This window comes from Campylobacter canis, assembly GCF_045504005.1.
Classification (GTDB): Bacteria; Campylobacterota; Campylobacteria; order Campylobacterales; family Campylobacteraceae; genus Campylobacter_A; species Campylobacter_A canis.
In genome coordinates this window covers 1-24,589 of record NZ_JBJJXH010000011.1, presented here as the reverse complement: position 1 = coordinate 24,589, position 24,589 = coordinate 1, and the positions used below count along the sequence as shown (strand labels likewise).

Below are 24,589 nucleotides of genomic sequence, written 5' to 3'. Positions count from 1 at the left end.
TATAAGTTTAAACAGATAATAGTATGAATTTATATTATAACCCCGCAGCAGCGATAGCTTCGGCTTGATGATGAGCGATAAGAGGCTCTATTATCTCGTCAAAAAGCCCACCCGCCATGATCGCATCTAAACGATAAAGAGTTAAGTTTATACGGTGGTCGCTTATGCGATTTTGCGGGAAGTTGTAAGTGCGAATTCGACCGCTTCTATCTCCTGTGCCCACTTGGCTCTTGCGCTCGCTAGTCTCTTTTGCAAGGCGCTCGGCCTCTTGCATCTCATAAAGTCTAGCTTTAAGCACTTTCATTGCGGCCTCTTTATTTTTATGCTGGCTTTTTCCGTCCTGGTTGGTTACGACAAGTCCTGTTGGGATATGTGTGATACGCACGGCACTATCGGTTGTGTTTACGCTTTGTCCCCCGTGTCCCGAGCTTCGCATAACGTCGATTCTTAAGTCGTTTGGATTTATCTCTATCTCGCTATCTTCAACTTCAGGCATGATTGCGACAGTAACGGCGGAAGTATGGACTCTGCCTTGACTTTCAGTCTCAGGCACACGCTGAACTCTATGCGTTCCGCCTTCGTATTTTAGCCTTGAGTATGCGCCGTTTCCTTTTACGAGCAAGATAATCTCTTTAAACCCGCCCGTGTTGCCCTCGCTTTGACTCACTACTTCAAATTTATATCCGCGAAGTTCGGTATAGCGCACGTAAGCGTTAAAAAGATCGCCTACAAATAGCGCCGCCTCATCTCCACCGGTTCCAGCGCGAATTTCAAGAAAGATGTTTTTATCGTCGTTTGGATCTTTTGGAAGCAGAAGTATTTTTATCTCTTCTTCAAGCTCGATTTTGCGGATTTCAAGGCTCTTTAACTCATCTTTAGCAAGCTCGCCAAGCTCGTCGTCATCAAGTAAAAGTTTGTTTTCGTCAATGTCGGCTAAAATTTGCAAATATTCTTTAGAGGCATTTCTGATATCTTCTATGCTTGATTGCTCTTTGGAAAGCTTGGTCATATTTGCGATATCTTGAGTGATTGATGGATCGCTTAACAGACGAGAAAGTTCGTCATAGCGATCCAAAAACGGTTGCAGTTTATTAGCTAACATTTAAAATTTAGTAATTAAGCGGCTGTGTTTAGAGTATTTACAAGCTTCGCCAAGCGTCCAACGCGGCGTGAAGCTGTTTGTTTTTTCAAAAATCCTTTGCTAACAAAGCTGTGTAGGCTTTTATTAGCTTCTTTTAGCGCTTTTAAAGCAGTCTCTTTATCGCCGGCTTCTACTGCTACACGTACGGCTTTTGTTATATTCTTAAGTCTTGTGCGATAAAATCTGTTTCTTTCGGTTCTTTTTATCGTCTGTCTAGCTCTTTTTTCAGCAGATTTATGGTTTGCCATAATATACCTTTTTCATAATTTTAGTCCGTGATTATATAAAATTTAGTTTTAAATAGCGCTTAATTTAAGTGAAATTTAAAGCAGTCAAAATTCACGTATTTAAATTTGTGAAATTTTGATAGAATATAACAAATTTTATCATAGATAAGGCAAAATAGCCTTTAAATCATGAAGGATAAATATGAAACTATTCGGTACCGACGGAGTTAGAGGCAAGGCGGGAGCTAAACTATCTGCGCAAACTTCCATGAGGCTGGCGATGGCTGCTGGAATTTATTTTCGTAAATTTGCTCAAGTTACTAATACAATCTTGCTTGGCAAAGACACTAGAAGAAGCGGGTATATGATAGAAACAGCCATCGTTGCGGGACTTACCGCGGTTGGCTATAACGTGCGCCAGATCGGTCCTATGCCCACACCTGCGATCGCATTTCTTACCGAAGATATGCGCTGTGATGCCGGTATAATGATAAGCGCTAGCCACAATCCATACTACGATAACGGTATCAAATTTTTTGATAAACACGGCAATAAACTAACCGAAGATGCCGAAGCCGAGATAGAAAAAATCTATTTTGACGACGAGTTAATCGCTCAAAGCCAAAAACATATGCTTGAAATCGGCGCTTCAAAGAGAATTGACGACGTTATAGGTCGCTACATCGTTCATATCAAAAATTCCTTTCCGAAATCTTTGACTTTGCACGGAATAAGAGTTGTTTTAGACGCAGCAAACGGCGCTGCTTACAGAGTAGCGCCGACGATATTTAGCGAGCTTGGCGCGGAAACCATCGTGATAAACGATGAGCCAAACGGAAGCAACATAAATCTAAACTGCGGCGCGCTCTATCCACAAAATTTAGCAAGCGAAGTAGTGCGATTAAGAGCTGATATCGGACTTGCTTTTGACGGAGACGCCGATAGGCTTGTCGTAGTTGATGAAACGGGTGAAGTGGCAAACGGAGACGCACTTCTTGGCGTACTTGCGATGTATCTTCATAAAAACAAAGCACTAAAAGGTGGCGGAGTGGTGGCTACGGTAATGAGCAACGCCGCGCTTGAAGACTACCTTACAAAGCATAAAATAAAGCTGCTTCGAGCAAACGTAGGCGATAAATACGTCCTTGAGATGATGCAAGAAAACGGCATAAATTTTGGCGGCGAACAAAGCGGACATATAATCTTTTCAGATTATGCCAAAACAGGCGACGCGCTCGTGGCTGCGATGCAATTTATTGCCTGCATGCTAACTCAAGGCAAAAAAGCAAGCGAAATTTTAAGCGAGATCAAGCCTTATCCGCAAATCTTACTAAATTTAAAAGTTGCGGACAAAAAACCTCTTGAGAGTATAGAAGGACTAAAAGCACTCGAAGAAAATCTCAGAAAAGACGGAATCAGACCTTTATTTAGATACTCGGGAACCGAAAATTTAATTCGCCTTCTACTTGAAGGAAAATGCCCCGACAAAGTGCAAAAACGAATGGACGAAGTGGAAAAATTCTTCACTAAAGCTCTAAATGCCTAGGGTTTTCATTAAATTTTTTATAGCTTTTTTTGTCGTTTTTATAGCCGATCAGCTCGTTAAGCAAATTTTCTTAAACGGCTTTACATGGCAGGGAGAATACTTCTCTTTGGTGCTTGCGTTTAACAAAGGTGTTGCCTTCTCGATGTTTGCAAGCCTTGGCGAGTGGCTTAAATTCATCCAAGTAGCTCTTATCGCAGTGGTTTTAGCATATCTTGTCTGGCAAAAAGAGATTTTAAAAGATCACACCATAGCTATTGGAATTTTGCTTGGTGCGGGCAGCTCTAACCTACTTGATCGCTTCGTGCACGGCGGAGTTGTGGACTATGTTTATTGGCATAAGTGGTTTAGTTTTGCTATTTTTAACCTTGCAGATGTTATGATTGATGTTGCGGTTTGTATTATCTTATGGCAAAGCTTTAAAAAGCCAAAAGGTACCGGCAAATAAAAGCCTAGTGGGTACTAGCAAACCGGTAAAGTCGCATTTAAATTTTATAAATTTGATGCAAATTCGCTTAAATTTATAAAACTTAAAAAGGATGAAAAATGGGAAATAACGTATATATCGCTTATGCGCTTTGGCTGTTTTGCGGCTGGTTTGGAGCGCATCGTATATATCTTGGCAAATTTATCAGCGGATTTTTTATGATGACGCTGTTTTTTATGGGCTCGATGACATATTGGATACTGATAGGTTGGCTGTTTTGGCTGATTTGGGGTATCTGGTGGCTGTTTGATATATATCTTACGGGTGTTTATGTAGAGAAAAATTTGCAAAAAGACGAACTTAAACACGAGCTTAAAAAGCAAGATCTTGAAGCTCAGCTCAAAAGGCTTTATGAGCTTTACGAAGAGGGCAGGATAAGCAAAGCCGAATTTGAAGCTAGAAAAGAAATTTTATTTAGATAAAAGGAGAGTAAATGGCGGAATACTATAATCTCATTAAGTATTTTCACTACTTGGCGTTCATATCGTGGATGGCTGTGTTGTTTTATCAACCGCGCCTATACGTATATCACGCAGAGCATATGGATAAACCTGACTTCGTAAAGGTAGTCGAGGTTCAAGAGTATAAGATGTATCACTATGTGGGCTGGGTTTCTATCATCGGCACGTTTTTAACGGGAATTTTGATACTTGTGGCGATACCTGACCTGCTTAAAAGCGGATATGTGCATGTAAAGCTTACCGTAGTCGTGCTGCTAGCGATATACCATCTTGATCTTGGCAGATACATGAAACTGCTTCGCGAAAAACGCTGTAACAAATCAGGCATGTTCTTTCGCGCATACAACGAGGTGCCTACTATAGCTATGGTCATCATCATCTGGATGATGGTCTATAAACCGTTTTAAAATTTAGCGTCTTCGGGCGCTAAATTTATCTTTTTTGTTATCGCTATTTTATTCTTACTATCCGATCAAATAAGTAAAATTTTCACATTGCTAAACAAGTTTAATAAATTTACATAAAATAATCTCACGCTGCTTATCAACATTACTCGGAGATTTTATAACTGATCGGAGCTATTATTTGAGTATCACGGCTAGGCTTTGGGAATTTGGCTGAAATTTCTTTGATAGTTTTAATCGCCGCATCGTCTAAAATTTTATGTCCCGAGCTATTTTTTATCTTGATATCTTTTATCTGTCCGTGTGAAGTAAGCGTGAATTGTACTACAACTTTTCCGCTAATTCCAAGTTCTAAAGCCTCGTTTGGATAAGTGGCGTACCTTGAAATAATACTTGCTATACTATAATCACTATCATCGCTATCATCGATATCGCCACTTAAAAATTCGCCGTTTTGGCTAAAAAAAGCAGTCGCCTTTCCCTTTTGCGCCTCTATCTCGCCACTGCTTAAAAAGCTGATTTTGGTAAATTTCACAGGCACTAAGACCTTGCCGTTTCTATCGGCAACTCCCCAGTTTAATCCATCCAGCGCGATTAAAACAAGCCCGCTTTTATGTAAAAAGACATGTTCGTAAATCGCGGGGATTATAAACTCGCCATTTTTATCAATCAGCCCATGCTTGCAAATCTTATCGCAACCATCAACAACTACGGCTACTTCATCGCTAAATTCATAAGCCAAATCATATCTAGGCGAGATAATCTCAAAGCCGTTTTTATCGGTGTAGCCGAATTTTCCGCCTGACTCAAATGGCGAAATTTCAGAAGCCATAACAAAAGCGGCTAAAATCAAAAACGCAAAGTAAGCTTTAAATTTCATCTGTCAATGCGCTTTACTATGCCCCATTTACCGTCTTTTTGGACTGCAAAAATATCCGCTTGTATGTGATATGCCATATCATAAATTATCGGCAAAACTATCTTGTTATTTTTGTCTATAAAGCCCTGTTTGCCGGATTTTTTAACCCAAGCGATCTCGTCTTTAAAATTTGCAATAGCTTCGTATTCAAGCGGGATTATAAATTTGAAATTTTTATCCACTACGCCGTATTTACCGCCTTTTGCAACTACGGCTAAACCGTCTTTAAAGATATCGGCATCATCAAATTCAAAATCCATAACAAATTTCCCGCTCATATCCGTAAAGCCAAATTTACGGCTTGCAACTACGCCGTTTAAGTGCCTTTTGTATTTTTGGACCATGACAAAATTTTCGCCCGATATCGTTGCGTTATCAAATTTTAAAGACACAACTTCCTTACCGCTAGTATCTATAACGCCCCATTTTTCGCCTTTGCTAACTTCGGCAAAGCCGTTTTTAAAATCCGCAGCCGTATCGTAAATTTTATCTATCACGAGCTTGCCTGTTTTATCCATATAGCCTTGCTTGTGAAAGCCGACTCTGGCAAGTCCGTCGTTAAAAGCGCCGGTTAGATAATCTCCCTGCAGGACTACGTTTAAATTCTCATCTATAAATTTCGCCCTCTCCTCGCCACGCTTTCTAGCTATGAAAAGTCCGCTTTTATCAACGATAATATGCTCTTCGTATTCTACGGGCAAAACAATCTTGCCGGAAGTGTTTATAAGACCCGCTTTTCTATCTTTATACTCAAAAATTTTGGCGAATTTATCATCTATCCAATAAGCTTGATCGTATATTATAGGCGTTACGATTTTTCCGTTTTTGTCTATAAAACCATATTTGCCGTCTTTTGACACTTTTGCGATGCCGTTATTAAACAAAAAGCCGCTAACGCCTTTATTTAAAAGAAAAACAAGCTCATACTCCATGGCAATCACGACCTTGCCTCTCTTATCGATGAAGCCGTATTTTGCGGTGCTATCTGTTATCTTGGCAACTATGGCAAGTCCTTCTTTAAATTGCGAAAGATAGTCGTAAGCAAACGGCAAAATTTCCCTTCCTTCTAAATCTATAACGCCGTATTTGCCATCTTTTTTAACGCTTATCAACCCTTCTGCGGAAAAAGAAAGCTCATCATAGATAAAAGGCGCTATGATTTTTTCTGTTTCTGCCGCCTGCACAAAAAGCCCCATGCTAGCGATACCCGCCATGATAAATTTCATTATTTTCAATCACTCGCCCTCCGCTTCAAGTCTATTTTTACACTTTGAGATAAGCTCGTTTAACTCCTCACGCAAAAGCCCTTTGACCACCATATAATTTGCGTCTAAAAACTCAAATTTATCTTTAGGCAAATTTGATATAAAATCATCATACCTAATCGTGCCGATAACCTTATAATCCTCTAAATTCTCGCTATCGCCATCAATCGCCACTAGCGATATAACCCACTCGATATCTTCATTTTTTATATCAAGATTTATATTTTCAACCATCGGTTCATAAGGCAAGATAGTATCAAGCTCTTGCGTAAGGGCGTAACTGCCCAGCACTGCGCCGTCATCTTTCTTGTAAAATGCCTGATTGGCGCTAAAAGCATCGTGGTATTGAGTGCGCTTGATAAGCTCGTCAAATTCTTTTACTGCATCGCTGCCGGCTAAAATTTCTTCAGCCATCTTAGAGCTTATGGCAACAGGCCTATAAACGCCTTGCATATACATCATATCATGGTCTCTTAGCGCATTCAAACCCGCTTTTATATCGCGTTCGTAGTCAAATTTCTCTATCTTATCAGGGCTAAATTTCTCATCCTCTTCGCTTACGATATCGCTTCCCATACGATGGGCCAAATTTTTCATATATTCAAGAGCTATTTTCCAATCAAAGCTCGTGCTTGGCGTGAGAATTCGAACGCTATAGCTTTTGATTTCGGGTTCATAAGATAGTTCAAACCCGCGCCCGCTTACTCCGTCAACTCCCAAAAGCAAGCAGGTATAATCACTCAGCTTTGAAGAGTAAAAGCCTTCCACGTCAAAGTCCTCCCCACTCTCATCAAAGCTAAATTGCGTGATATTTGGCGAGATGTTAAAACACTCTTCCACGCTTAAAACATCTGCGTAAGTTAGAAATTTCTTCTTGTTTTTAATGTTAAAACTTACGCTCACGGCTTACTCCTTAAGTTTATTTATGATTTTAGCGGATCAAGCTTGCGAATTTAGACTTAAATTTTGCCGTTTGCCTTAAGAGTGGCGGCATTTACTGCCTCTATCACGGCTGATCTAAAACCTCTTTCTTCAAGCACTCTAAGCGCTTCTATCGTAGTTCCCGACGGCGAGCAGACCTCATCTTTAAGCACTGCGGGATGCTTGCCGCTTTTTAGCACCATATCCGCACTTCCTGCGATGCTTGCCGCAACTATCTCGTAAGCCTTGGCGCGAGGAATTCCGTTTAGCACTCCCGCATCGGCTAAAGCCTCGATAAATACATACACATACGCAGGCAAGCTTCCTGCAATACCCACAAACGCACCCATGAGCGACTCGTTTATCTCATGCGCCGTGCCGAAGCAAGCAAGCAGGTTCATCACGCTATCTTTTTCTTGAGCGCTTAAATTTTCTCCGAAACTTACCGCCGTCACGCCCTCACCGATCGCTGCAGGAGTGTTTGGCATGGTTCTTACTATCTTTTTATTCTCGCCGATTATGCTCGCTACTTTTTCCATGCTGAAATTTGGCGCTAAAGTAATGACAATCTGGTCTTTTATATCTTTTTTGATCAAATTTAAGAGGTTTTCATAACAGTTTGGCTTAACGGCAAGCACGACTATATCTGCGTTTTGCACTACTTCACGCTCATTAGCAAGCGGAGTAATGCCAAATTTGAACTTTAAATTCTCGTTTTTGCTTCTATCATAGACGAAAATCTCCGCCAAATCAGCAAATTTAGAATTTGCAACTGCCGCTATCATCGCACTTCCCATATTCCCCGCGCCGATAAATCCTATTTTCATCTTTTCTCCTTATTTATCATCAAATTTAGCTCTTTAATAATATCTAAAATATCTCTTATTTGCGCTTGAATATTATGAGCTGTTTTTAAACTTACTGATTTGCTAAATATAGAGGTTTGAAATTTATCGCAAGAGTCGTTTAAAAATAGATAAAATTTATCATCCACAAAAGCCGCACATAGGCTAAATTTATCGTTTAAATTTTGCATCAAAGCAGATAGGCGCTTCATAAAAGAATATGTTAGAAAATCTCTTGCTTTAGTCTCATCTTCCGTAAATACGCAAAACTCACCTGCAAAATCAATATTATCGACAGATCTCTTATCGCTAAAACGCTCAGCAGCAAGCTCTTGATTAACTATTATAATTTGATTTTCAAACTCCTTATTAAGCTCGCAAATCAAAACGCTACCATTAAAATTATCATTTGCAAATCTTTCGTAAATAATAGCGGCAATCGATAAACCAAAAAGCAACATATTTTCTGCGCATAGATAGGAATTATTAATATTTTTTGCCTCGCTAAAATAAAATTTTATCCCGTATAGTTCACCGCTTATCTGATCCTCTCCTTTGATATTAATACACCTAAAAATGCCAACTTTTTTAAATTCGCTTTGCTTAACTCCTTCCCAATGCTCATATTTTAAATTTAGCTCAAGATCGGTGATTGCTGTCTTTACAAAAACATCTTTATAAAAAAGCAGATAGTCGTTTTCGCTATTTAGCAACACATACAAGAAGTATAAACAAGATACAATAAAAACAATACCACAAATTGTACCTATTATAATCTTTGCAACTGTCGTATCCACAAAAGACCACGCAAAAAATATCAAACATACAAACAGAGCAAATAAAACCGATATTTTTATAACTGTTTTTTGATATTCGATTTGCTTTTGTCTAGTAAGCAAAATGGCTTGATTTAAATCCATATTTATCCTTAAATTAAAACAATCAAATCAAAAATCAGGCTAAGCACAAAGCAAGCAATCGTACATTTTTAGAAGCGATTTTTGATTAGGCAAGGCGAAATTTAATTTTTAAGTGCAGACTAAACACGTAGCCTACCAAGCTTGAAAATAAAATTTCAACTTGGCGTAAGTATAAAAAACTAAGCCTTATCAGCGAATTTGCCCGTTTCCTCTAACGACATATTTAACCGTCGTAAGCTCTTTTACGCCCATAGGTCCGCGTGCATGAAGCTTTTGCGTACTGATACCTATCTCTCCGCCAAAGCCAAATTCTCCTCCGTCGCTAAATCGCGTAGAAGCATTAGCATACACAACCGCACTATCAACCGCATTTAAGAACTTCTCGATATTTTCATAATTTTGGCTTAAGATACTATCAGAATGCCCGCTTGAATGGGAATTTATATAGCTTATCGCTTCGCTAGTGTCCTGCACCGATTTTACCGCCAAAACGAGGTCTAAAAACTCCTCTCCGAAGTCCTCCTTGCTCGCAAGGCGCACATTGCTAAAACCGCCGAAATTTTCATATAAATTTCTATCAAGTCTTAGCTCGACATTATCAAGTTTAGCGATCAAGCTAGGCAAAATTTCATCGGCTATTTTTTCGTGTAAAAGCACGCATTCAACGCTATTACAAGTGCTTGGACGCTGAGTTTTGGCGTTTTTTATGATCTCTATGGCCTCATTTAAATTCGCACTCTCATCAACATAGATATGACACACTCCAGCACCCGTTTCTATGACCGGAATCGTTGCGTTTTGGATGATAAATTCCTTTAAATTTTTACCTCCGCGCGGGATTAGGACATCGATAAATTCGTGCATTTTTATCATTTCGCTTACGGCCTTGCGATCCGTGTTTGTAATTAGCTGCACGGCATTTTTAGGAAGAGAGAATTTGTCCGCGACTCTATTAAACAAATTTACAAGAAATTTATTCGAGCTTATCGCATTTGCAGACCCTCTTAGGATAACTGCATTTGAGGATTTAAGCGCCAAGGCTGCGGCATCTATAGTAACGTTTGGGCGGGATTCGTAGATGATGCCAAGCACGCCAAGAGGCACGCGAATTTTGCTTATCTGCATGCCGTTTTTATGCCTCCATCCATCTAAAATTTCTCCGATAGGATCGGGGAAATTTGCAAGCTCTAGCACGCCTTGCGCCATCGCTTCGATCCTAGAATCACTCAGCTTAAGTCTATCAAGAAGTGCCGCGCTCAAACCTGACTTTTCGCCGTTTTCAAGGTCGATCAAATTCGCCGCTTTTATCTCCTCTTTGCAAGCTAAAATTTCACTTGCAACGGCTCTTAAAATTTCGTTTTTTGTGCCTTCGCTTAAGTTTAAAAGCTCAGTGCAAGATGCTTTTGCCTTTTGGCAAATTTCTAAAATTTCACTCATTTTATCTCCTAAACCAACATCAAATTATCAATATGCACGACATTATCATCGTATTTGTGTCCCAAAATTTCCTCTATATCCTCGCTTTTTCGCCCTTTGATGAGCGCAATTTCGCTTGATGAGTAGTTGCTGATACCCTTTGCTACAAGCTTGCTTCCTGTGGTTATCTTTACTACCTGACCGCGCTTGAATTCTCCTTGCACCTCGCAAATGCCTACAGCCAGCAAGCTCTTGCCGTTTTTTAACGCTTTTAAGGCTCCGTCATCAATTATCAAATTTCCCTTTTGAGACGTGCCGTAAGCAAGCCAATATTTGCGTGAATTTATCTTTTTATCTTGGCGTAAAAAGAGCGTTCCCACTTCTTCGCCATTAACTGCGCGCACTATATTTGCAGGATCTTCTCCGCTTGCGATGATCAAATTTGTGCCGATTTTAGTAGCCATTTCGGCTGCGGTTATCTTCGTTTTCATTCCGCCGGTGCCAAATTTACTTCCCTCGCCTTCGGCCATATTTTTGATGCTCTCGTCGATATTTTCTACCGAATTTATGAGTTTTGCGTCTTTAAATTTGCTCGGATTTTTATCATAAAGCCCGTTAATATCGCTTAAAATAATAAGCAAATCGGCATCAACCAAACCCGCCACAAGAGCCGAAAGAGTGTCGTTATCGCCTACTTTCAGCTCGTCGCTTACGACAGGATCGTTTTCGTTTATAATCGGAATTATCTTTTTATCAAGAAGTGCATTACAGACGTTTCTTGCGTTTAGATACCTTTGACGATCGCTAAAATCGCTCCTTGTAAGAAGAAGCTGCGCGATAGTCTTTGAATGCGCCCAAAAAAGAATTTGATAAAGATGCATTAAAGCCACTTGTCCCACGCTTGCAACTGCTTGTTTTTCGCTTAGAGTTTTTGGTTTTTGAGTTAAATTTAGCTGCCCCATACCCGCTCCGACTGCACCTGAGGTAACAAGTAAAATTTCATATCCTAAATCGCTAAGCGCACTTAAATTCGCAACTATTTTTTTAATCTTATCTTCATTAAGCTTGCCGTCGCTTTTAGTAAGCGTTGAAGTGCCGACCTTAACGACGATTTTGCGAACATCTTTTAAGAGCTTTTTTCTGTCCATCTCAAACCTTAAATTTGGCTTTTAAATTTATCAAAAGTATAGTATGGCTATGCTTTTAAAGCCTTAAATTTAGCCGTTAATTTTCAAATTTCAATCGTTTAAGTAAGATTGATAATCAAAAAATATGCTTAAATAATATTAAATTCTTTTTTATCATATTTTAGCTAACATCATAAAAGCTGAAATTTATCGCTAAAAGGGGCATTTATGAGGTTTTTATTAGCTGTTTTTATGATTATAAATTTGGCGTTTGGCGCTAGCGTCATAAAAGATATGCGCGGCGTAGAGGTTAAAATAGCCGAACCGCTTACGAAGATAGCGACTATCGATGATGGCTTTGTCGAAGGCGTGATGACGCATCTTGGCGTGATTGACAAGGTTAAGGTTATCGGCTCTTGGTCGATGAAAAGAGACTACAAATACTCCTTCACAAGGTGTTCGGGCGAGAGCTACACGCTTCGCGGCTGGAACACGATGAAGTATCTTCACCCTTGGCTTGATGAACTAACCTGCATAAATTCACCGCAAGGAAACGTGATAAACTTTGAAAATTTAGCCAACGAAAATCCTCAGCTAGTCATCCTTCGCGTCGGTGACTGCACACTTAGAGGCTCAAACAAAGACGCAGTCGAAAAGACTATCTCAACTATCGAGGCTCTAGGACTTCCGCTTGTAGTGATCTACGCGCCTAAAGGAGCTGAAATTTCGACGATGAAAGAGGAGATGAGAGTTCTTGGCGACGTGTTTAATCAAAGGCAAAAGGCGCTTAAGCTATTTGAATATCTTGACAGCACTCAAAAGCTCATAGAGGAGCGAACAGCCAAGCTAAAAGAGAACGAAAAAGTAAGCATGCTTTATATGGGGCTTAATCCAAACGTCCGCAAAAACGGCGGTATGGCGACAGCTTACGGAGTAAATACGCCCGAATCTTTCATCATACAAAATGTCGCAGGTGCTAAAAACGCATTTACGGGCGATGGCACAAACGTGATCTTAAGCACTGAGCAGCTTTACGCGATAGATCCTGATGTGATCGTGCTTCCTACATCAAACGGCTATCACCCTGCAAGCGAGCTTCTGGACTCTCCTGACTTTGAAAAGCTAGGCGAGCTAAAAGCGGTGCAAAACAAGCGCGTATATGCGATGCCTTGGTCGCCGATGAACTGCGCTAGACGCGTTGAATACCCTATCGACATGCTAATCATCGCAAAAGCTGCGTATCCAAAGCTATTTAGCGACATAAAGGTTCATGAGTTCGTGCTTAAATTTTATAAGGACGTTTACGACGTAGATGACGCTACGGCTAAGGCGCTAAGAAGCGAGCAAATTTTAGACTGGACCGTGGAAGATGACTTCTAGCGAGAGTGCTAAGTCAAAATTTGAATCAAAATATGTATTTTTAATATTTCTCGTCGCGATACTTGCCGTTTGCATGGTCGCGGCACTCATGCTTGGGGATTATAAAATTTCCGTCAGCAAGATAATTAGTGTGCTAGCACTTAAGCTTTTTGATTTAGAGGCTTCGGGCATAACAAAAATGGATCAGATCGTGGTTTTTGATATCAGAATGCCTCGAATTTTAACCGCAGCCATCATCGGCTTTGCCCTATCAAACGCAGGTGCCGTATATCAAGCCTGTTTTAGAAATCCGCTTGTAGAGCCGTTTATCCTTGGAGCTAGCTCGGGAGCTGCGCTTGGAGCGGCATTTGGGATTATATTTGCGGGATTTTTCCTAAACATAACGGCAAGCGCTTTTGTGTTTTCGCTTTTGGCAGTATTTTTATCTTACACATTAGCGCGAAACCGTGGCATAGTGCCTGTGGTAGGGCTCATACTTTCAGGCGTGATCGTAGGCTCGATATTTTCGGCAGGTGTTTCTATCATCAAGTATGTAAGCGAGGATGCGCAACTTCGCGAGATAACGTTTTGGATGATGGGTGGCTTATACTACTCCAAATGGGACGCGCTTGGCGAAATTTTAGCAGTCGTTGCGGTGTGTTTTGCGGTTTTAAGCGCGCTTTCTTGGAAGCTAAATTTGCTCTCTTTAGGGGATAATCAAGCAAAAAGCCTCGGTATAAATCCCGAAAAATACAAATTTATCTTTATCGTCATAGCCACGCTTATGACGGCAACCTGCGTGGCAAATGTCGGTATAATCGCTTGGATAGGGCTTATCATGCCGCATGTGGCAAGACTTCTAATAGGGCCCGATAACCGCTGGGTGCTACCGATAGCTGGGCTTTTGGGCGGGATTTATCTGCTTATATGCGACACCTTAGCGCGCACGATAACGATGGCCGAAATTCCCGTTGGTATCATCACTTCGCTTGTGGGCGCGCCGTTTTTGATAGTGCTTTTAAGAAGCAAAGCAAAGGAGCTTTTAAAATGAGTTTTTCAAATATGCTTGAGGCTAAAAATTTATCGTTTAGTTATGGGGATTTTGCGCTTAAAAATATAAATTTAAGCGTTAAAAGAGGCACGATCTGCGGACTGCTTGGAGCAAACGGAAGCGGCAAGAGCACATTTTTTAACTGTTGTATGAATTTCTTGGAGCTTAAAGACGGCGAGATCCTCATAAATTCGGAGGTTTCAAACCGCAAGAACTCATCTTGGCTGGCTAAAAATATCGCTTACGTAGCTCAAAATTTGGAGCTAAATTTCCCATTTTACGCAAAAGATATCGTGCTCATGGGGCGCTCTCCTCACATAAAAAGCATATTTGGTCCAAGCAAAAAGGATAAGCAGGTAGTGCGCGAGGCGATGGAGTTTATCGGTATATCAGAGCTTGCCGATAAGCGCATGAGCGAGCTTAGCGGAGGTCAGCGCCAGCTTGTATTTATCGCGCGTGCTTTGGCGCAAGAAACACCTTTGATGCTACTTGATGAGCCCACATCCGCGCTTGATTTTAAAAACCAAATTTTGCTTTGGAAAATTCTGCAAAAGATCGCAAGCGAGGGCAAAACGATCATGATATGCACACATGAGCCAAACCATATATTATGGTTTTGCGATGAGGTCGTGGCGTTTGACAAAGGCGAAGTGGTAGCTAGAGGCAAGGTAAAAGATATCATAAACAATGAGTTTTTAAAGCGAATTTACGGCGATACTTGCAAATTTAAAAGCCTTGAAGAGCGCGATATAATATTTCCGAATTTATGATTTTAACTTCTAAATAGGTACAATTGGCTTTAAATTTAGGAATTTAAAGTGAAAGAGAAAATTTTAGTAAGTGCCTGCTTGCTTGGCGTAAACTGCAAATACAACGGCTCAAACAACCAAACAGATGAGCTTGAGCGCAAATTTAACCACCTTGCTTTGAACTATGAAATTTTATCCGTCTGTCCCGAAGAGCTTGGCGGGCTTGCAACTCCAAGAGAGGTAGCTGAGATAAATGGCGAAAAAGTCTTTACAAAAAGCGGCAAGGACGTAACCGAGCAGTTTTTAAAAGGGGCTAAAATTTGTGCCGATCTAGCCTTAAAAAATGGCTGCAAATTCGCCGTTTTAAAATCCAAAAGCCCAAGTTGCGGAAGCAAGCTTATATACGACGGAACATTTAGCAAAACTCTTAAAACAGGCGATGGCTTTACGGCAAGAGCCCTAAAGCAACTGGGCATAAAAATTTTAGATGAAAATTTCAGCTTAGATGATATAACAAAGTAGTTTTTGCAGCTATTTATACTACAAATTTAAAGAGATTGAGACGCCGCTTGGACGTCCCAAATTTGGCTATAAATTTTCGCCCGCTATCATACCAAAGACTATGCAATCTGTTATTGCGTTGCTTCCTAGGCGGCTTGCTCCGTGAGTACCACCTGTGATCTCGCCAGCTGCGTAAAGCCCTGCGATAGGTGCGTTCGTATCGGAGCTGATGACTTGAGCTTTTGTGTTTATCTTAAGTCCGCCCATGGTGTGGTGAGGTTTTGGCGATAGGCGTATCGCGTAGTAAGGACCGCTCTCTTTAATGCCCTCGCCTTTTAGCTGATCTACTTTCTTGCCGAATTCATCTTTGCCGGCCTTTACGCCTTCGTTATATTTAGCCACACTTGCTTTTAGCTCATCTGCCGGAATCGAGTAATTTTTCGCCAGATCATCAAGAGTTACAAACTCTTTCATCACTCCGCTTGTCATCGCTTTTTCTACCAACCCAGGGTTAAGCTCTCTAAAGCCCTCTTTAGTCGTAAATGTCACAGGGAAAGCCTTAGGATCTTTTACCAGTATCTTAAATTCAGCGTCCGCTCTGGTTTTTCTATCGGCTAACTCGTTCATGAAGCGCTTGCCGGTCTTTACATCAACCGCTATGCCGTATTTAAACGTACCTTGCTGAGTGAGGATCGGGGCTGAACCAAAGCCTCTTTCATCAGGGCTTGCCCAAGGACCAAACTGAATCCAATCAATATGCACAGGCATAGCGCCCAACTTTAACGCCTTTAAAAGTACTCCTGCGGTTGCGCCTTGGTGGTTTGTAGAATCAACGTTATCAGGGATTCTTGGATCTTGCAGTTTTCTTAAAATTTTATCGTTGCAAAAGCCGCCTGAAGCCAGCACAACACCATCTTTTGCTTTAAACGCTTTTTTCGTTCCGGTTGTGTTTTCAAGGTCGTCGCTAAAGAGTTTGCCGTCAAATTTATACTCCTCTCTTGCCGTTACTCCTACGACTCTACCGCTGTCATCTACGATAAAATCATCCATTTTAGTTCTTTTTAAGAGCTTGCAACCATCAAATTTTTCAAACGCCGCAGCTAGAGGCTGAACTATGCCCGAACCGCTATCGTTGGTAGTGATCATCGATCTAGCGACACTGTGTCCGCCCATCCAAGCATTATGGCTGTCTTTAAACTGCGCTCCGTGCTTAACTACAAATTCCAAAGCGTCGTTTGCTCTTGCGGCAATGGTATCAAGAAGCTCGGTGTGGTTTATGTTTAGTCCCGCTTTTAAGCAGTCTTCTTTAAAGAGTTCAGGCGAGTCTTTTATGCCGTTTTTTTCTTGAACCTTATTCATCGGAACCGCCATAACTCCGCCGTTGATAGCCGAATTCCCGCCTACACGTCCCATCTTTTCAAGAACAAGAACCTTCTTGCCTCGCTCGGCGGCTTTAACTGCAGCCGCAAGCCCCGCAAAACCCGAACCTATAACGACGACATCAAATTCCTCATCGAATTTAACATCTTTTTGCGCTACGGCAGCCTGTGCATTTATACCGCTAAGTGCGAGAATTCCCGCTGTAGCGGCACCAAATTTCACAAAATCACGTCTTGATAGAGTGTTTTGCATATCGCCTCCTTGTTTAAGATGAAATTTCATGAATTTTAGCAGAATAATGTTTTAATTAATATAATTTTAAATACAAAAATTAAATTTACTTTACAAAAAATATTTTAAAAAATGTAAATCATTAAATAAAAAAGGTCAAAATTATATTTTTAAATAAATATTTGTTATAAAAAAATTAATTTTTACTTTTTATTTGGCTTTTAATTGCGCTTGGCTATAATCCTAACTTTTTTATAAATTTTAACAAAGGGTAAATTTGAGATCAATTGCGAACAAAATCACACTTATTTTAGTGCTAGCTTTAGTGCTTTGTTTTTCGGCTTTTTCGTATTTTAGCTACGATATAACAAAAGATAAAACTATTTATCTAATGAATCAAGCTCAAGATCAAATTCTAAAAGACGTTGCAAATATCTTTTACGATAAAGAACAGTTTATCAAGCACATGGGCGAATTTATAAGTGATAAAGACTACAACGAAGAGCAGATGACTAATTACCTTAAAGTCGCCAAAGAGCTAAGCGGAAGTATGCTTGCGTATGCGGGATATGAAACATCTATGATGTATAGATCAAACGGCAAAACTCAAAGCGCGGCCGACGGATATGACCCACGCACAAGAGGCTGGTATAAAACTGCAAAAAGCCTAGACAAAGCAGCCTACGCAGAGCCTCATATGTCCGTTAGCGATAAAAAAATGGCGATAGCTTTCACGGCTCCGATTAAGAAAAATGGCGTTTTTGTAGGTGCAACCGCTATCAATTTACCTCTAAGCGACATGATAAGCAAAGTAGTAAGCATAGGCAAAACCGACCACAGCTACGTCTATATAATGAACTCGGAAGGCAAAATTTTAGTCCATCACGTCGAAAAACTTATCGGAGAGACGACAGAGGCTACTAAAAATTTAGTAAATTTGGTAAAAAGTAGCAACTATAATCGCGATCAATTTATAGACTACATAAATTCAAGAGGCGAGCGCACATACGCTAAAATAGCCAAAATAAACAACAGAGGATGGCTTGCCGTATCTACTATATCGGGCAAATTTTTAGATGACAGCATAAGTCAGATAGTTTACTCTCAGGCTATTTTGGCATCAATATTTATCACTATACTATCGTTATTGGTGTTTTTTATAATTAAAAAATCCCTTAAACCTATTAAAATGATCCAACAGGGCTTAAATCAATTTTTTAAATTTGTAACTCATGAAACGACAAGTGCGGACAAAATCGTACTTCACACAAAAGATGAATTTGCCCAAATGGCTGATAATATCAACTCAAATATCGATAAAGTAACTGCCGGCATAAGTAAAGACGCTTGCATGATAGAGGAGATAAACACCACTGCTACTACAATGATAAATGGGCACCTAAACTCGAATTTGGTTTGCGAACCAAATAATCCCGAACTAAAACAGCTAAAAATTCTTTTAAACACGCTATTTAGTTCATTAGCACAAAATTTAAAAAACGTAACAAACGCTCTAAACACATACTCTAACAACGACTTTACTCCTCGTATAGAGTGCAACGTAAAGCTTGAAGGCGAACTAAAAGCAATGATAGATGGCGTAAATAATATGGGCGAAGTTGTTTCATCTATGTTAAAAAATAGCTTGGATAACGCAAATAGTTTAAACGATAAGGCTGTATTTTTAACAAATATCGTTCAAAATTTAGACAACGGTGCCAGAAAGCAGGCTTCAAATTTACAAGAAAGCGCGGCAGCAGTTGAGCAGATGAGCGCTTCAATGAGCTCTATCGCTCAACGTTCGGGAGAAGTGATAAGGCAAAGTGAAGATATACAGCACGTAATTGATATCATTAGAGATATTGCAGATCAAACAAACCTGCTTGCGCTTAACGCAGCCATAGAGGCCGCTCGCGCCGGAGAGCACGGCAGAGGCTTTGCTGTGGTTGCCGATGAAGTAAGAAACCTTGCCGAGCGCACTCAAAAGTCGCTTGGCGAGATAGAAGCCAACATCAACGTGCTTGTTCAAAGCATCAACGATATGAGTGAGAGCATAAAAGAACAAACAGGAGCCATCTCGCAGATAAACGGCTCGCTAGTAGAGGTTGATACTCTTACAAAGAATAACGTTCAATCAGCTAACGACACAAAAACAATCGCTAACGAAGTAAAAAAGATAGCCGATGAGGGGCTAGATCAGGTTAGAAAAAATAAATTTTAGTTTTTAAAGAGTCGAATTTGGCTCTTTAAATTTTGATTTTGCATTTGAAATTTGAGCTTAAAAAGCCAAATTTCAAATAAATTTTAACTTTAACTTGCTACAATACACACCTACTTGATGGTCGCGTAGCTCAGCTGGTAGAGCACTACCTTGACATGGTAGTGGTCGGAGGTTCAAGTCCTCTCGTGGCCACCATTTTAACTCTAAATTTGGTATCAAATTTAACCAGACTCAACCCAAGAAAGACTAAAATAAAACACACTTTCATATTAATTTTTTAAAATTTTATATGGTAAAAATAAATTTACAAGAAAAAGCTAAAGCTAAATTTTCTATATATAAAATCCAACCCCCTCAAACAAAAATTTAAGAGAGTAGGTACATAAAAGGAGCGAATTTTATAACTAGCTCCTTTTAAATATTATCTTGTAGCGTTTGCTTCGCTACTTGCAGGCTCGGGCTGTGCTGGCATATCCATAGTTTTATTTGCTTCGCTAGCTTGAGAATTCATAGTTTGGTTACTTTCCATGGATGGTGCAGGCTCTTGCTTTGGCTGCTCTACAGGCGGTGTAGTTTGGCTGGACTCATTTGCACTTGGCACCGCAACTGGCTGAGCTGATCCACTATCACTCATACTCTGAGCGCCATAACCGCTTACCGCAGCTACAAGCTTAAAGGCATCTTGCAGCGGGTATTTGTTGGCGTACATAGTTACCTTTGAATTTATCACTCCTTGCTTGTTTAGACCCATAGTCTCTCTAAGCATATTTGCAGCTGAATTTGGATCAAGAAGAGTCTTTTCGGTGTAGCTAACGTTTAAAAATGCATTTAGATACTCCTTGTTTATCGCATCTTTTAGCCCCTCAAGATCGGTTATCTCTTTATTGCCTGAAGCGCTTTTAAGGCTTTCTATCTCCTCAAAATCAGCAGCCTTTATCTTCATAAAAATTCCGCCTTGAGAAGGCAAGCTCATATCAAATTCTCTGTTTAAGAAAAACAAGTTATCGTTTACTTCAACTTCTTTAGTTTTATCAATCCTTGTATTTGCTATACCAGAAAGGATGCTAAGACCTATGATGTTGTGATGTATGTTATAGTCCATATTTGTCATAATTCTAGTGCCGTAACCAAATGTGGAAAGGTCTTTTGTCCTAGACCAGTTGAAAAGTATGGTGTTATACGCCAACTCAAGCTTAGTCTCATGCGGTTTGGCAGAAGTGCCGAAAATTTCAACACCGGCAAAAGCGTTGCCTACGAAGACGTTATTTTTTATAACTATATTGCCCTTTCTATTTCCAAGCATAATGCCGTAGTTTGGACTGTTTAAGAAAAAGCAGTTTTGTATAGTAATATCACTGCTTGCCCTGCCTTTTATGAGCGGAGTATCGGTAGTAACGTATTGCTGAACGCCTTTCATAGGCGGGTGAAGAAGCATACCAGTCTCAACGCCTTCAGGCTTGCCGTCTTTAGCATGATAGTTGTTTGACTCACCCTTGTCAAATATAAATCCGTCTATGACGATAGTGGTGTTTGGAACATTTTCGGTCTGTATATCAAGAGCAGGTTTGTGCGCTCCGGTTGCGTTTGAGGCATTTGTGGGCTGGATCAACACAGGATACTTGACGGTATCTCTACTTGAAAAATCGGGACTATAGCCACCAAGAAGAGTTACTGACTTCTTGATCTCGATATAGCCTATATCCATAGTACCAAAGTATCTGCCTTGAGCGATGTGTATCACGTCTCCATCACCAGCCTTATCAATAGCCTTTTGGATATTTTTCATAGGAGCATCTTTCGTGCCGGAATTTTTATTTGAACCTTTATCTTTGGATACATAAATGTCAGCGCCTAGTGCAAATACCGCGGCAAGCGAACAACTTAGCAAAAACGAAGATACTAGTTTCATGAAAACCTCCTTGATATTAAAGTTTCTTTAAGTATAACAAAAATTTGAAATTTATATCTTTAGTTTGGTCTTATATCTTTAAAAATTTTGATATTAGTGTAAAAAATTGTTACTTGAATTAATAATTATCAAGAAGGCGACATGAAACTTTAATATAGCATTAAATAATCTTAAATTATTTTTTAATATATTGAAATTTGAATATGATAAAAAATAAAACTTGTGGAAAGGCAACCACTCCTTTCCACAAAAATAGGGAGAAAAATGAATCAAAACAATGCAAAGACGAGATATTGCACGATCCATTTACGATTCAAATACTAACACCAAATATCTTAAAATATAATTAATTATATTGATACCAATCAAAGTCTTACAGTGAGTATCTTTTTATAACAAGAAATCAAATTTAAGTTCAAATTTGATTCTCAATAAACCGTTAGCAAATCAAATATTAAGAAAAGCTTAAATACATTTTAGATAAAATCGTTCATCATTCTTTTGGTGTTTAAAAGAATATTCGGTAAAAAAAGGAAAAATATGAGCGATATAATCGCATACAAACTAAACGGAGAGATAGTCGATACTCAAAGTATCAAGGATTTAAATTCGGCAGAGCCTATTTATTTTGATAATTCAAAAGAGGCTTTAAGCGTTATCAGACATAGTTGTGCGCATCTTATGGCGGAAGCCATCAAAAGCCTTCATCCGGAAGCGAAATTTTTCGTAGGTCCTGCAATAGAAGACGGATTTTATTATGATTTCAGGGTTGATAGCAAGATCGGAGAGGCGGATTTAGAGGCGATAGAAGCCAAGATGAAAGAGCTTATCGAAGCTAAAAAAGACATCGAAAAAACCTGTTTTACAAAAAAAGAAATAAGCGACAGATTTATAAACGACGACTTAAAACAAGAGGTCTTAAAGCGTATTCCGGACGGCGAAGTTACTATGTATTCTCAAGGAATTTTTGAAGATATTTGTCGCGGACCGCATGTGCCAAATACTAAATTTTTAAGATTTTTTAAACTTACTCGCGTTGCCGGAGCATACCTTGGCGGAGACGAAACACGCGAAATGCTTACTAGAATTTACGGCACGGCATACGCAGATAAAGAGAGCTTAAAAGAGCATATTCGTATCATAGAAGAGGCTAAAAAACGCGATCATCGCAAGCTTGGCACGGAGATGAAGCTATTTACTTTTGACGAAGAGGTAGGCGGAGGTCTTCCTATATGGCTACCAAACGGCGGAAGACTAAGAAGCAAACTGGAGCAAATTTTATACAAAGCACACAGAGATAGAGGCTACGAGCCTGTTAGAGGGCCTGAGCTTTTAAAAGCCGATGTATGGAAAAAGAGCGGACACTACACAAACTACAAAGAAAATATGTACTTTACGACTATTGACGATGCGGAGTACGGCATTAAGCCTATGAACTGCGTCGGGCACATCAAAGTTTATCAAAGCGAAATTCGCTCTTATCGCGATTTGCCTGTCAAATTTTTTGAATACGGAGTAGTTCATCGCCACGAAAAAAGCGGAGTTTTGCACGGACTTTTTAGGGTAAGAGAATTTGCGCAAGATGATTCGCATATCTTTTGTTCTCCCGATCAAATCAAAGAAAACATACTGGAAATTTTAGCATTCGCCGGAAAGATAATGGAAAATTTCGGCTTTGAATATGAGATGGAAATTTCAACAAAGCCGGCAAAAGCGATAGGCGATGATGAAATTTGGGATGTGGCTACAAAAGCCCTTAAAGAAGCGCTTGATGAAAACGGATTTAAATACGGAATAGATGAAGGCGGCGGAGCGTTTTACGGACCAAAAATCGACATCAAAATAACAGACGCGCTTAAACGCAAATGGCAGTGCGGAACGATTCAGGTTGATTTTAACCTGCCTGAGAGATTTGACCTTGGGTATATAGATAGCAACAACGAACGCAAACGTCCTGTTATGCTTCACCGCGCGCTACTTGGAAGCTTTGAGAGATTTATAGGAATTTTGATAGAGCATACAAGCGGAGAGTTGCCGTTTTTCATAGCTCCTACGCAAGTTGTCATAGTTCCTATCAACGATAGCCACTTAGACTATGCTAAACAAGTTGCAAAAGAGCTTAGAAAAATCAATGTCGATAGCGAAATTTCAAGCAAGAACGAAAGCTTAAATAAACGCATCAGAAGTGCCGAAAAACAGCGCGTACCTATGATAGTAGTTATAGGAGATAATGAAGCTCAAAACAGCGGTATAGCGCTACGCGACAGGCATAACAGAGAGCAAAAAGATATGAAACTAGAAGAATTTATCATTTTATTAAAGGAGAAACTTAGTGAGGTGCATTTTTGAGTAAAGAAAATGAAGTATTGCTCAACGAAGAGATAAGAGCGAGTGAAGTAAGATGTGTCGGCGATGACGGCACAAGCTATGGCATCATCTCAAGAGATGAGGCTTTAAAAATCGCTGAAAAACAAGGTCTTGACCTAGTGCTAATAGCGCCTGATGCAAAACCGCCTGTTTGCAAAATAATGGACTATGGAAAATTCCGTTATCAACAGGAAAAAAAGCAAAAAGAAGCTAAGAAAAAGCAGAAAATTATCGATGTAAAAGAGATAAAACTATCGGTAAAAATCGCACAAAACGACATAAACTACAAGGTTAAGCATGCTATTGAATTCCTTGAAGATGGAAAGCATGTTAAATTTAGAGTATTCCTAAAAGGTCGCGAGATGGCTACTCCTGAAGCCGGAGTTGTCATGCTTGAAAAAGTTTGGGATATGATAAAAGATATAGGAAATAGAGACAAAGAGCCTATCATCGAAGGTCGTTATGTCAATATGCTTGTAACTCCAAAGAAAGCTTAATTTACAAAAGCCCTTTTTAAAGGGCTTTTCTTTTTATTATTTATTGCCGTTTGGTATGATAATCTCTTTTAAAATACGGTTTTCCTCTTCTATTCTTCTATAAAGTATAAAAGCGTAAATCGGCAAGATAATTACCGCAGAATAAAATGCATGGCACAGCATCGCAAGCCCGATAAGTTCAGGCACGATATTTAAGAAATAATTAGGATGCTTAACCGTCTTAAAAAGCCAGTGATTATTAAACTTATGCTCTTTTGCGACCATAAGCTTAACCGTCCAAATTCCGTCTAAAAGAGATATAACGACATAAAGCATAATCATAGAAAATACAATAAGTCCCGCTCCTATGGCGCTTTGAGTATTAAATTTGGCTTTTGTTACTATCGCTTCGATAAAGCACGACAGATAAAAAACTATATGCAGTATCGTAAGGATCTTTGAATTTTTTACACCATACTCCTTGCCTCCGTTTTGCAGTATAGATCTTTCGTTTCGAATCGATATTTTTAAAAACAAAAGCCTAAGCACAAATACCGCCACAACAGCAATCCAAATATAATATTCCATATCGTTTAATCTTGTATGATTACCCCCCTACAAATCAAAAATCTAAATATACATTTTTGTATATTGATTTCTGATTTCATT

The 24,589-nt window shown here is 39.6% G+C and carries 22 protein-coding genes, 1 tRNA gene and 2 pseudogenes; 13 read left to right on the top strand and 12 right to left on the bottom strand.

Translation table 11 applies throughout. The features are described 5' to 3' along the window. Positions 1-34 precede the first annotated feature (34 nt). A complete protein-coding gene (prfA, locus tag ACHJH3_RS09920; protein WP_407064664.1) occupies positions 35-1,102 on the bottom strand; it encodes a peptide chain release factor 1 in 1,068 nt (355 codons plus the stop codon). A 14-nt stretch (positions 1,103-1,116) separates the two neighbouring features. Continuing rightward, positions 1,117-1,389, bottom strand: coding sequence for a 30S ribosomal protein S20 (gene rpsT / locus ACHJH3_RS09915; RefSeq protein WP_169942906.1), 273 nt, complete (start codon positions 1,387-1,389; stop codon positions 1,117-1,119). A 181-nt stretch (positions 1,390-1,570) separates the two neighbouring features. Here rpsT and glmM point away from each other — a divergent pair, with 181 nt between their 5' ends. From glmM to hemJ, 4 genes are all read left to right on the top strand, one after another. Beyond that, a complete protein-coding gene (gene glmM, locus ACHJH3_RS09910) occupies positions 1,571-2,914 on the top strand; it encodes a phosphoglucosamine mutase (protein ID WP_407064663.1) in 1,344 nt (447 codons plus the stop codon). Then, entirely contained in the window at positions 2,907-3,359 is a 453-nt protein-coding gene (gene lspA, locus ACHJH3_RS09905) for a signal peptidase II (RefSeq protein WP_407064662.1), read from the top strand. Before glmM ends, lspA begins: the two co-directional genes overlap by 8 nt. A 98-nt stretch (positions 3,360-3,457) precedes the next feature. Beyond that, positions 3,458-3,820 (top strand): NINE protein, encoded by a 363-nt coding sequence (locus ACHJH3_RS09900; RefSeq protein ID WP_169976473.1) that lies wholly within the window; start codon positions 3,458-3,460, stop codon positions 3,818-3,820. Between the two features lie 11 nt (positions 3,821-3,831). Beyond that, positions 3,832-4,266: a protoporphyrinogen oxidase HemJ gene (gene hemJ / locus ACHJH3_RS09895; RefSeq protein WP_169942910.1), complete on the top strand. Its 435-nt coding sequence runs from the start codon at positions 3,832-3,834 to the stop codon at positions 4,264-4,266. A gap of 142 nt (positions 4,267-4,408) precedes the next feature. Here the strand turns inward: hemJ and ACHJH3_RS09890 are convergent, their stop codons facing one another. From ACHJH3_RS09890 to proB, 7 genes are all read right to left on the bottom strand, one after another. Further along, positions 4,409-5,143 (bottom strand): TonB family protein, encoded by a 735-nt coding sequence (locus ACHJH3_RS09890; RefSeq protein ID WP_407064661.1) that lies wholly within the window; start codon positions 5,141-5,143, stop codon positions 4,409-4,411. Further along, positions 5,140-6,408, bottom strand: coding sequence for a WG repeat-containing protein (locus ACHJH3_RS09885; RefSeq protein ID WP_407064688.1), 1,269 nt, complete (start codon positions 6,406-6,408; stop codon positions 5,140-5,142). Before ACHJH3_RS09885 ends, ACHJH3_RS09890 begins: the two co-directional genes overlap by 4 nt. A 9-nt stretch (positions 6,409-6,417) precedes the next feature. After that, positions 6,418-7,350 carry a DUF4299 family protein gene (locus ACHJH3_RS09880; RefSeq protein ID WP_407064660.1) on the bottom strand — a complete coding sequence of 311 codons (933 nt, stop codon included), beginning with the start codon at positions 7,348-7,350 and terminating at the stop codon, positions 6,418-6,420. A 56-nt stretch (positions 7,351-7,406) separates the two neighbouring features. Then, the gene (gene proC / locus ACHJH3_RS09875) at positions 7,407-8,195 is read right to left on the bottom strand and encodes a pyrroline-5-carboxylate reductase (RefSeq protein ID WP_407064659.1); all 789 of its coding nucleotides are present in this window, start codon (positions 8,193-8,195) and stop codon (positions 7,407-7,409) included. Continuing rightward, on the bottom strand, positions 8,192-9,133 hold the full coding sequence (locus tag ACHJH3_RS09870; protein ID WP_407064658.1) for a DUF3137 domain-containing protein: 942 nt from the start codon (positions 9,131-9,133) through the stop codon (positions 8,192-8,194). Before ACHJH3_RS09870 ends, proC begins: the two co-directional genes overlap by 4 nt. A 189-nt stretch (positions 9,134-9,322) precedes the next feature. Then, on the bottom strand, positions 9,323-10,570 hold the full coding sequence (locus ACHJH3_RS09865) for a glutamate-5-semialdehyde dehydrogenase (protein WP_407064657.1): 1,248 nt from the start codon (positions 10,568-10,570) through the stop codon (positions 9,323-9,325). 8 nt (positions 10,571-10,578) lie between these two features. After that, on the bottom strand, positions 10,579-11,697 hold the full coding sequence (gene proB, locus ACHJH3_RS09860; protein ID WP_407064656.1) for a glutamate 5-kinase: 1,119 nt from the start codon (positions 11,695-11,697) through the stop codon (positions 10,579-10,581). A gap of 207 nt (positions 11,698-11,904) precedes the next feature. On the opposite strand from proB, the gene ACHJH3_RS09855 reads away from it, so the two are divergent. Genes ACHJH3_RS09855 through ACHJH3_RS09840 form a run of 4 tightly spaced genes read left to right on the top strand, consistent with a single transcriptional unit; the run spans position 11,905 to position 15,357 of the window. Next, a complete protein-coding gene (locus ACHJH3_RS09855; protein WP_407064655.1) occupies positions 11,905-13,056 on the top strand; it encodes an ABC transporter substrate-binding protein in 1,152 nt (383 codons plus the stop codon). Continuing rightward, complete coding sequence (locus tag ACHJH3_RS09850; protein WP_407064654.1) at positions 13,046-14,086, top strand: FecCD family ABC transporter permease; 1,041 nt, start codon at positions 13,046-13,048, stop codon at positions 14,084-14,086. The genes ACHJH3_RS09855 and ACHJH3_RS09850 overlap by 11 nt, the downstream gene beginning before the upstream one ends. After that, entirely contained in the window at positions 14,083-14,856 is a 774-nt protein-coding gene (locus ACHJH3_RS09845; protein WP_407064653.1) for an ABC transporter ATP-binding protein, read from the top strand. The genes ACHJH3_RS09850 and ACHJH3_RS09845 overlap by 4 nt, the downstream gene beginning before the upstream one ends. Positions 14,857-14,904: 48 nt before the next feature. Then, positions 14,905-15,357, top strand: coding sequence for a DUF523 domain-containing protein (locus ACHJH3_RS09840; protein ID WP_407064652.1), 453 nt, complete (start codon positions 14,905-14,907; stop codon positions 15,355-15,357). A gap of 66 nt (positions 15,358-15,423) precedes the next feature. On the opposite strand, the gene ACHJH3_RS09835 is transcribed toward ACHJH3_RS09840, so the two are convergent. Further along, positions 15,424-16,968 (bottom strand): flavocytochrome c, encoded by a 1,545-nt coding sequence (locus ACHJH3_RS09835; protein ID WP_407064651.1) that lies wholly within the window; start codon positions 16,966-16,968, stop codon positions 15,424-15,426. 370 nt (positions 16,969-17,338) lie between these two features. On the opposite strand from ACHJH3_RS09835, the pseudogene ACHJH3_RS09830 reads away from it, so the two are divergent. From ACHJH3_RS09830 to ACHJH3_RS09820, 3 genes and pseudogenes are all read left to right on the top strand, one after another. Then, positions 17,339-17,989: pseudogene (locus ACHJH3_RS09830) on the top strand (cache domain-containing protein); the annotation flags it as partial. Between the two features lie 789 nt (positions 17,990-18,778). Continuing rightward, positions 18,779-19,168: pseudogene (locus ACHJH3_RS09825) on the top strand (methyl-accepting chemotaxis protein); the annotation flags it as partial. 119 nt (positions 19,169-19,287) lie between these two features. Next, positions 19,288-19,363: transfer RNA gene (locus ACHJH3_RS09820), tRNA-Val, on the top strand. 226 nt (positions 19,364-19,589) lie between these two features. Here ACHJH3_RS09820 and ACHJH3_RS09815 read toward each other — a convergent pair. After that, positions 19,590-21,077: a DUF1565 domain-containing protein gene (locus tag ACHJH3_RS09815; protein WP_407064650.1), complete on the bottom strand. Its 1,488-nt coding sequence runs from the start codon at positions 21,075-21,077 to the stop codon at positions 19,590-19,592. Between the two features lie 540 nt (positions 21,078-21,617). Here ACHJH3_RS09815 and thrS point away from each other — a divergent pair. Further along, positions 21,618-23,426, top strand: coding sequence for a threonine--tRNA ligase (thrS, locus tag ACHJH3_RS09810; protein WP_407064649.1), 1,809 nt, complete (start codon positions 21,618-21,620; stop codon positions 23,424-23,426). Continuing rightward, positions 23,423-23,941, top strand: a complete 519-nt coding sequence (gene infC, locus ACHJH3_RS09805; protein WP_169942926.1) for a translation initiation factor IF-3 — start codon at positions 23,423-23,425, stop codon at positions 23,939-23,941. The genes thrS and infC overlap by 4 nt, the downstream gene beginning before the upstream one ends. 36 nt (positions 23,942-23,977) lie before the next feature. Here infC and ACHJH3_RS09800 read toward each other — a convergent pair whose 3' ends face one another. Then, positions 23,978-24,508, bottom strand: coding sequence for an isoprenylcysteine carboxyl methyltransferase family protein (locus tag ACHJH3_RS09800; RefSeq protein WP_407064648.1), 531 nt, complete (start codon positions 24,506-24,508; stop codon positions 23,978-23,980). Positions 24,509-24,589 lie beyond the last annotated feature (81 nt).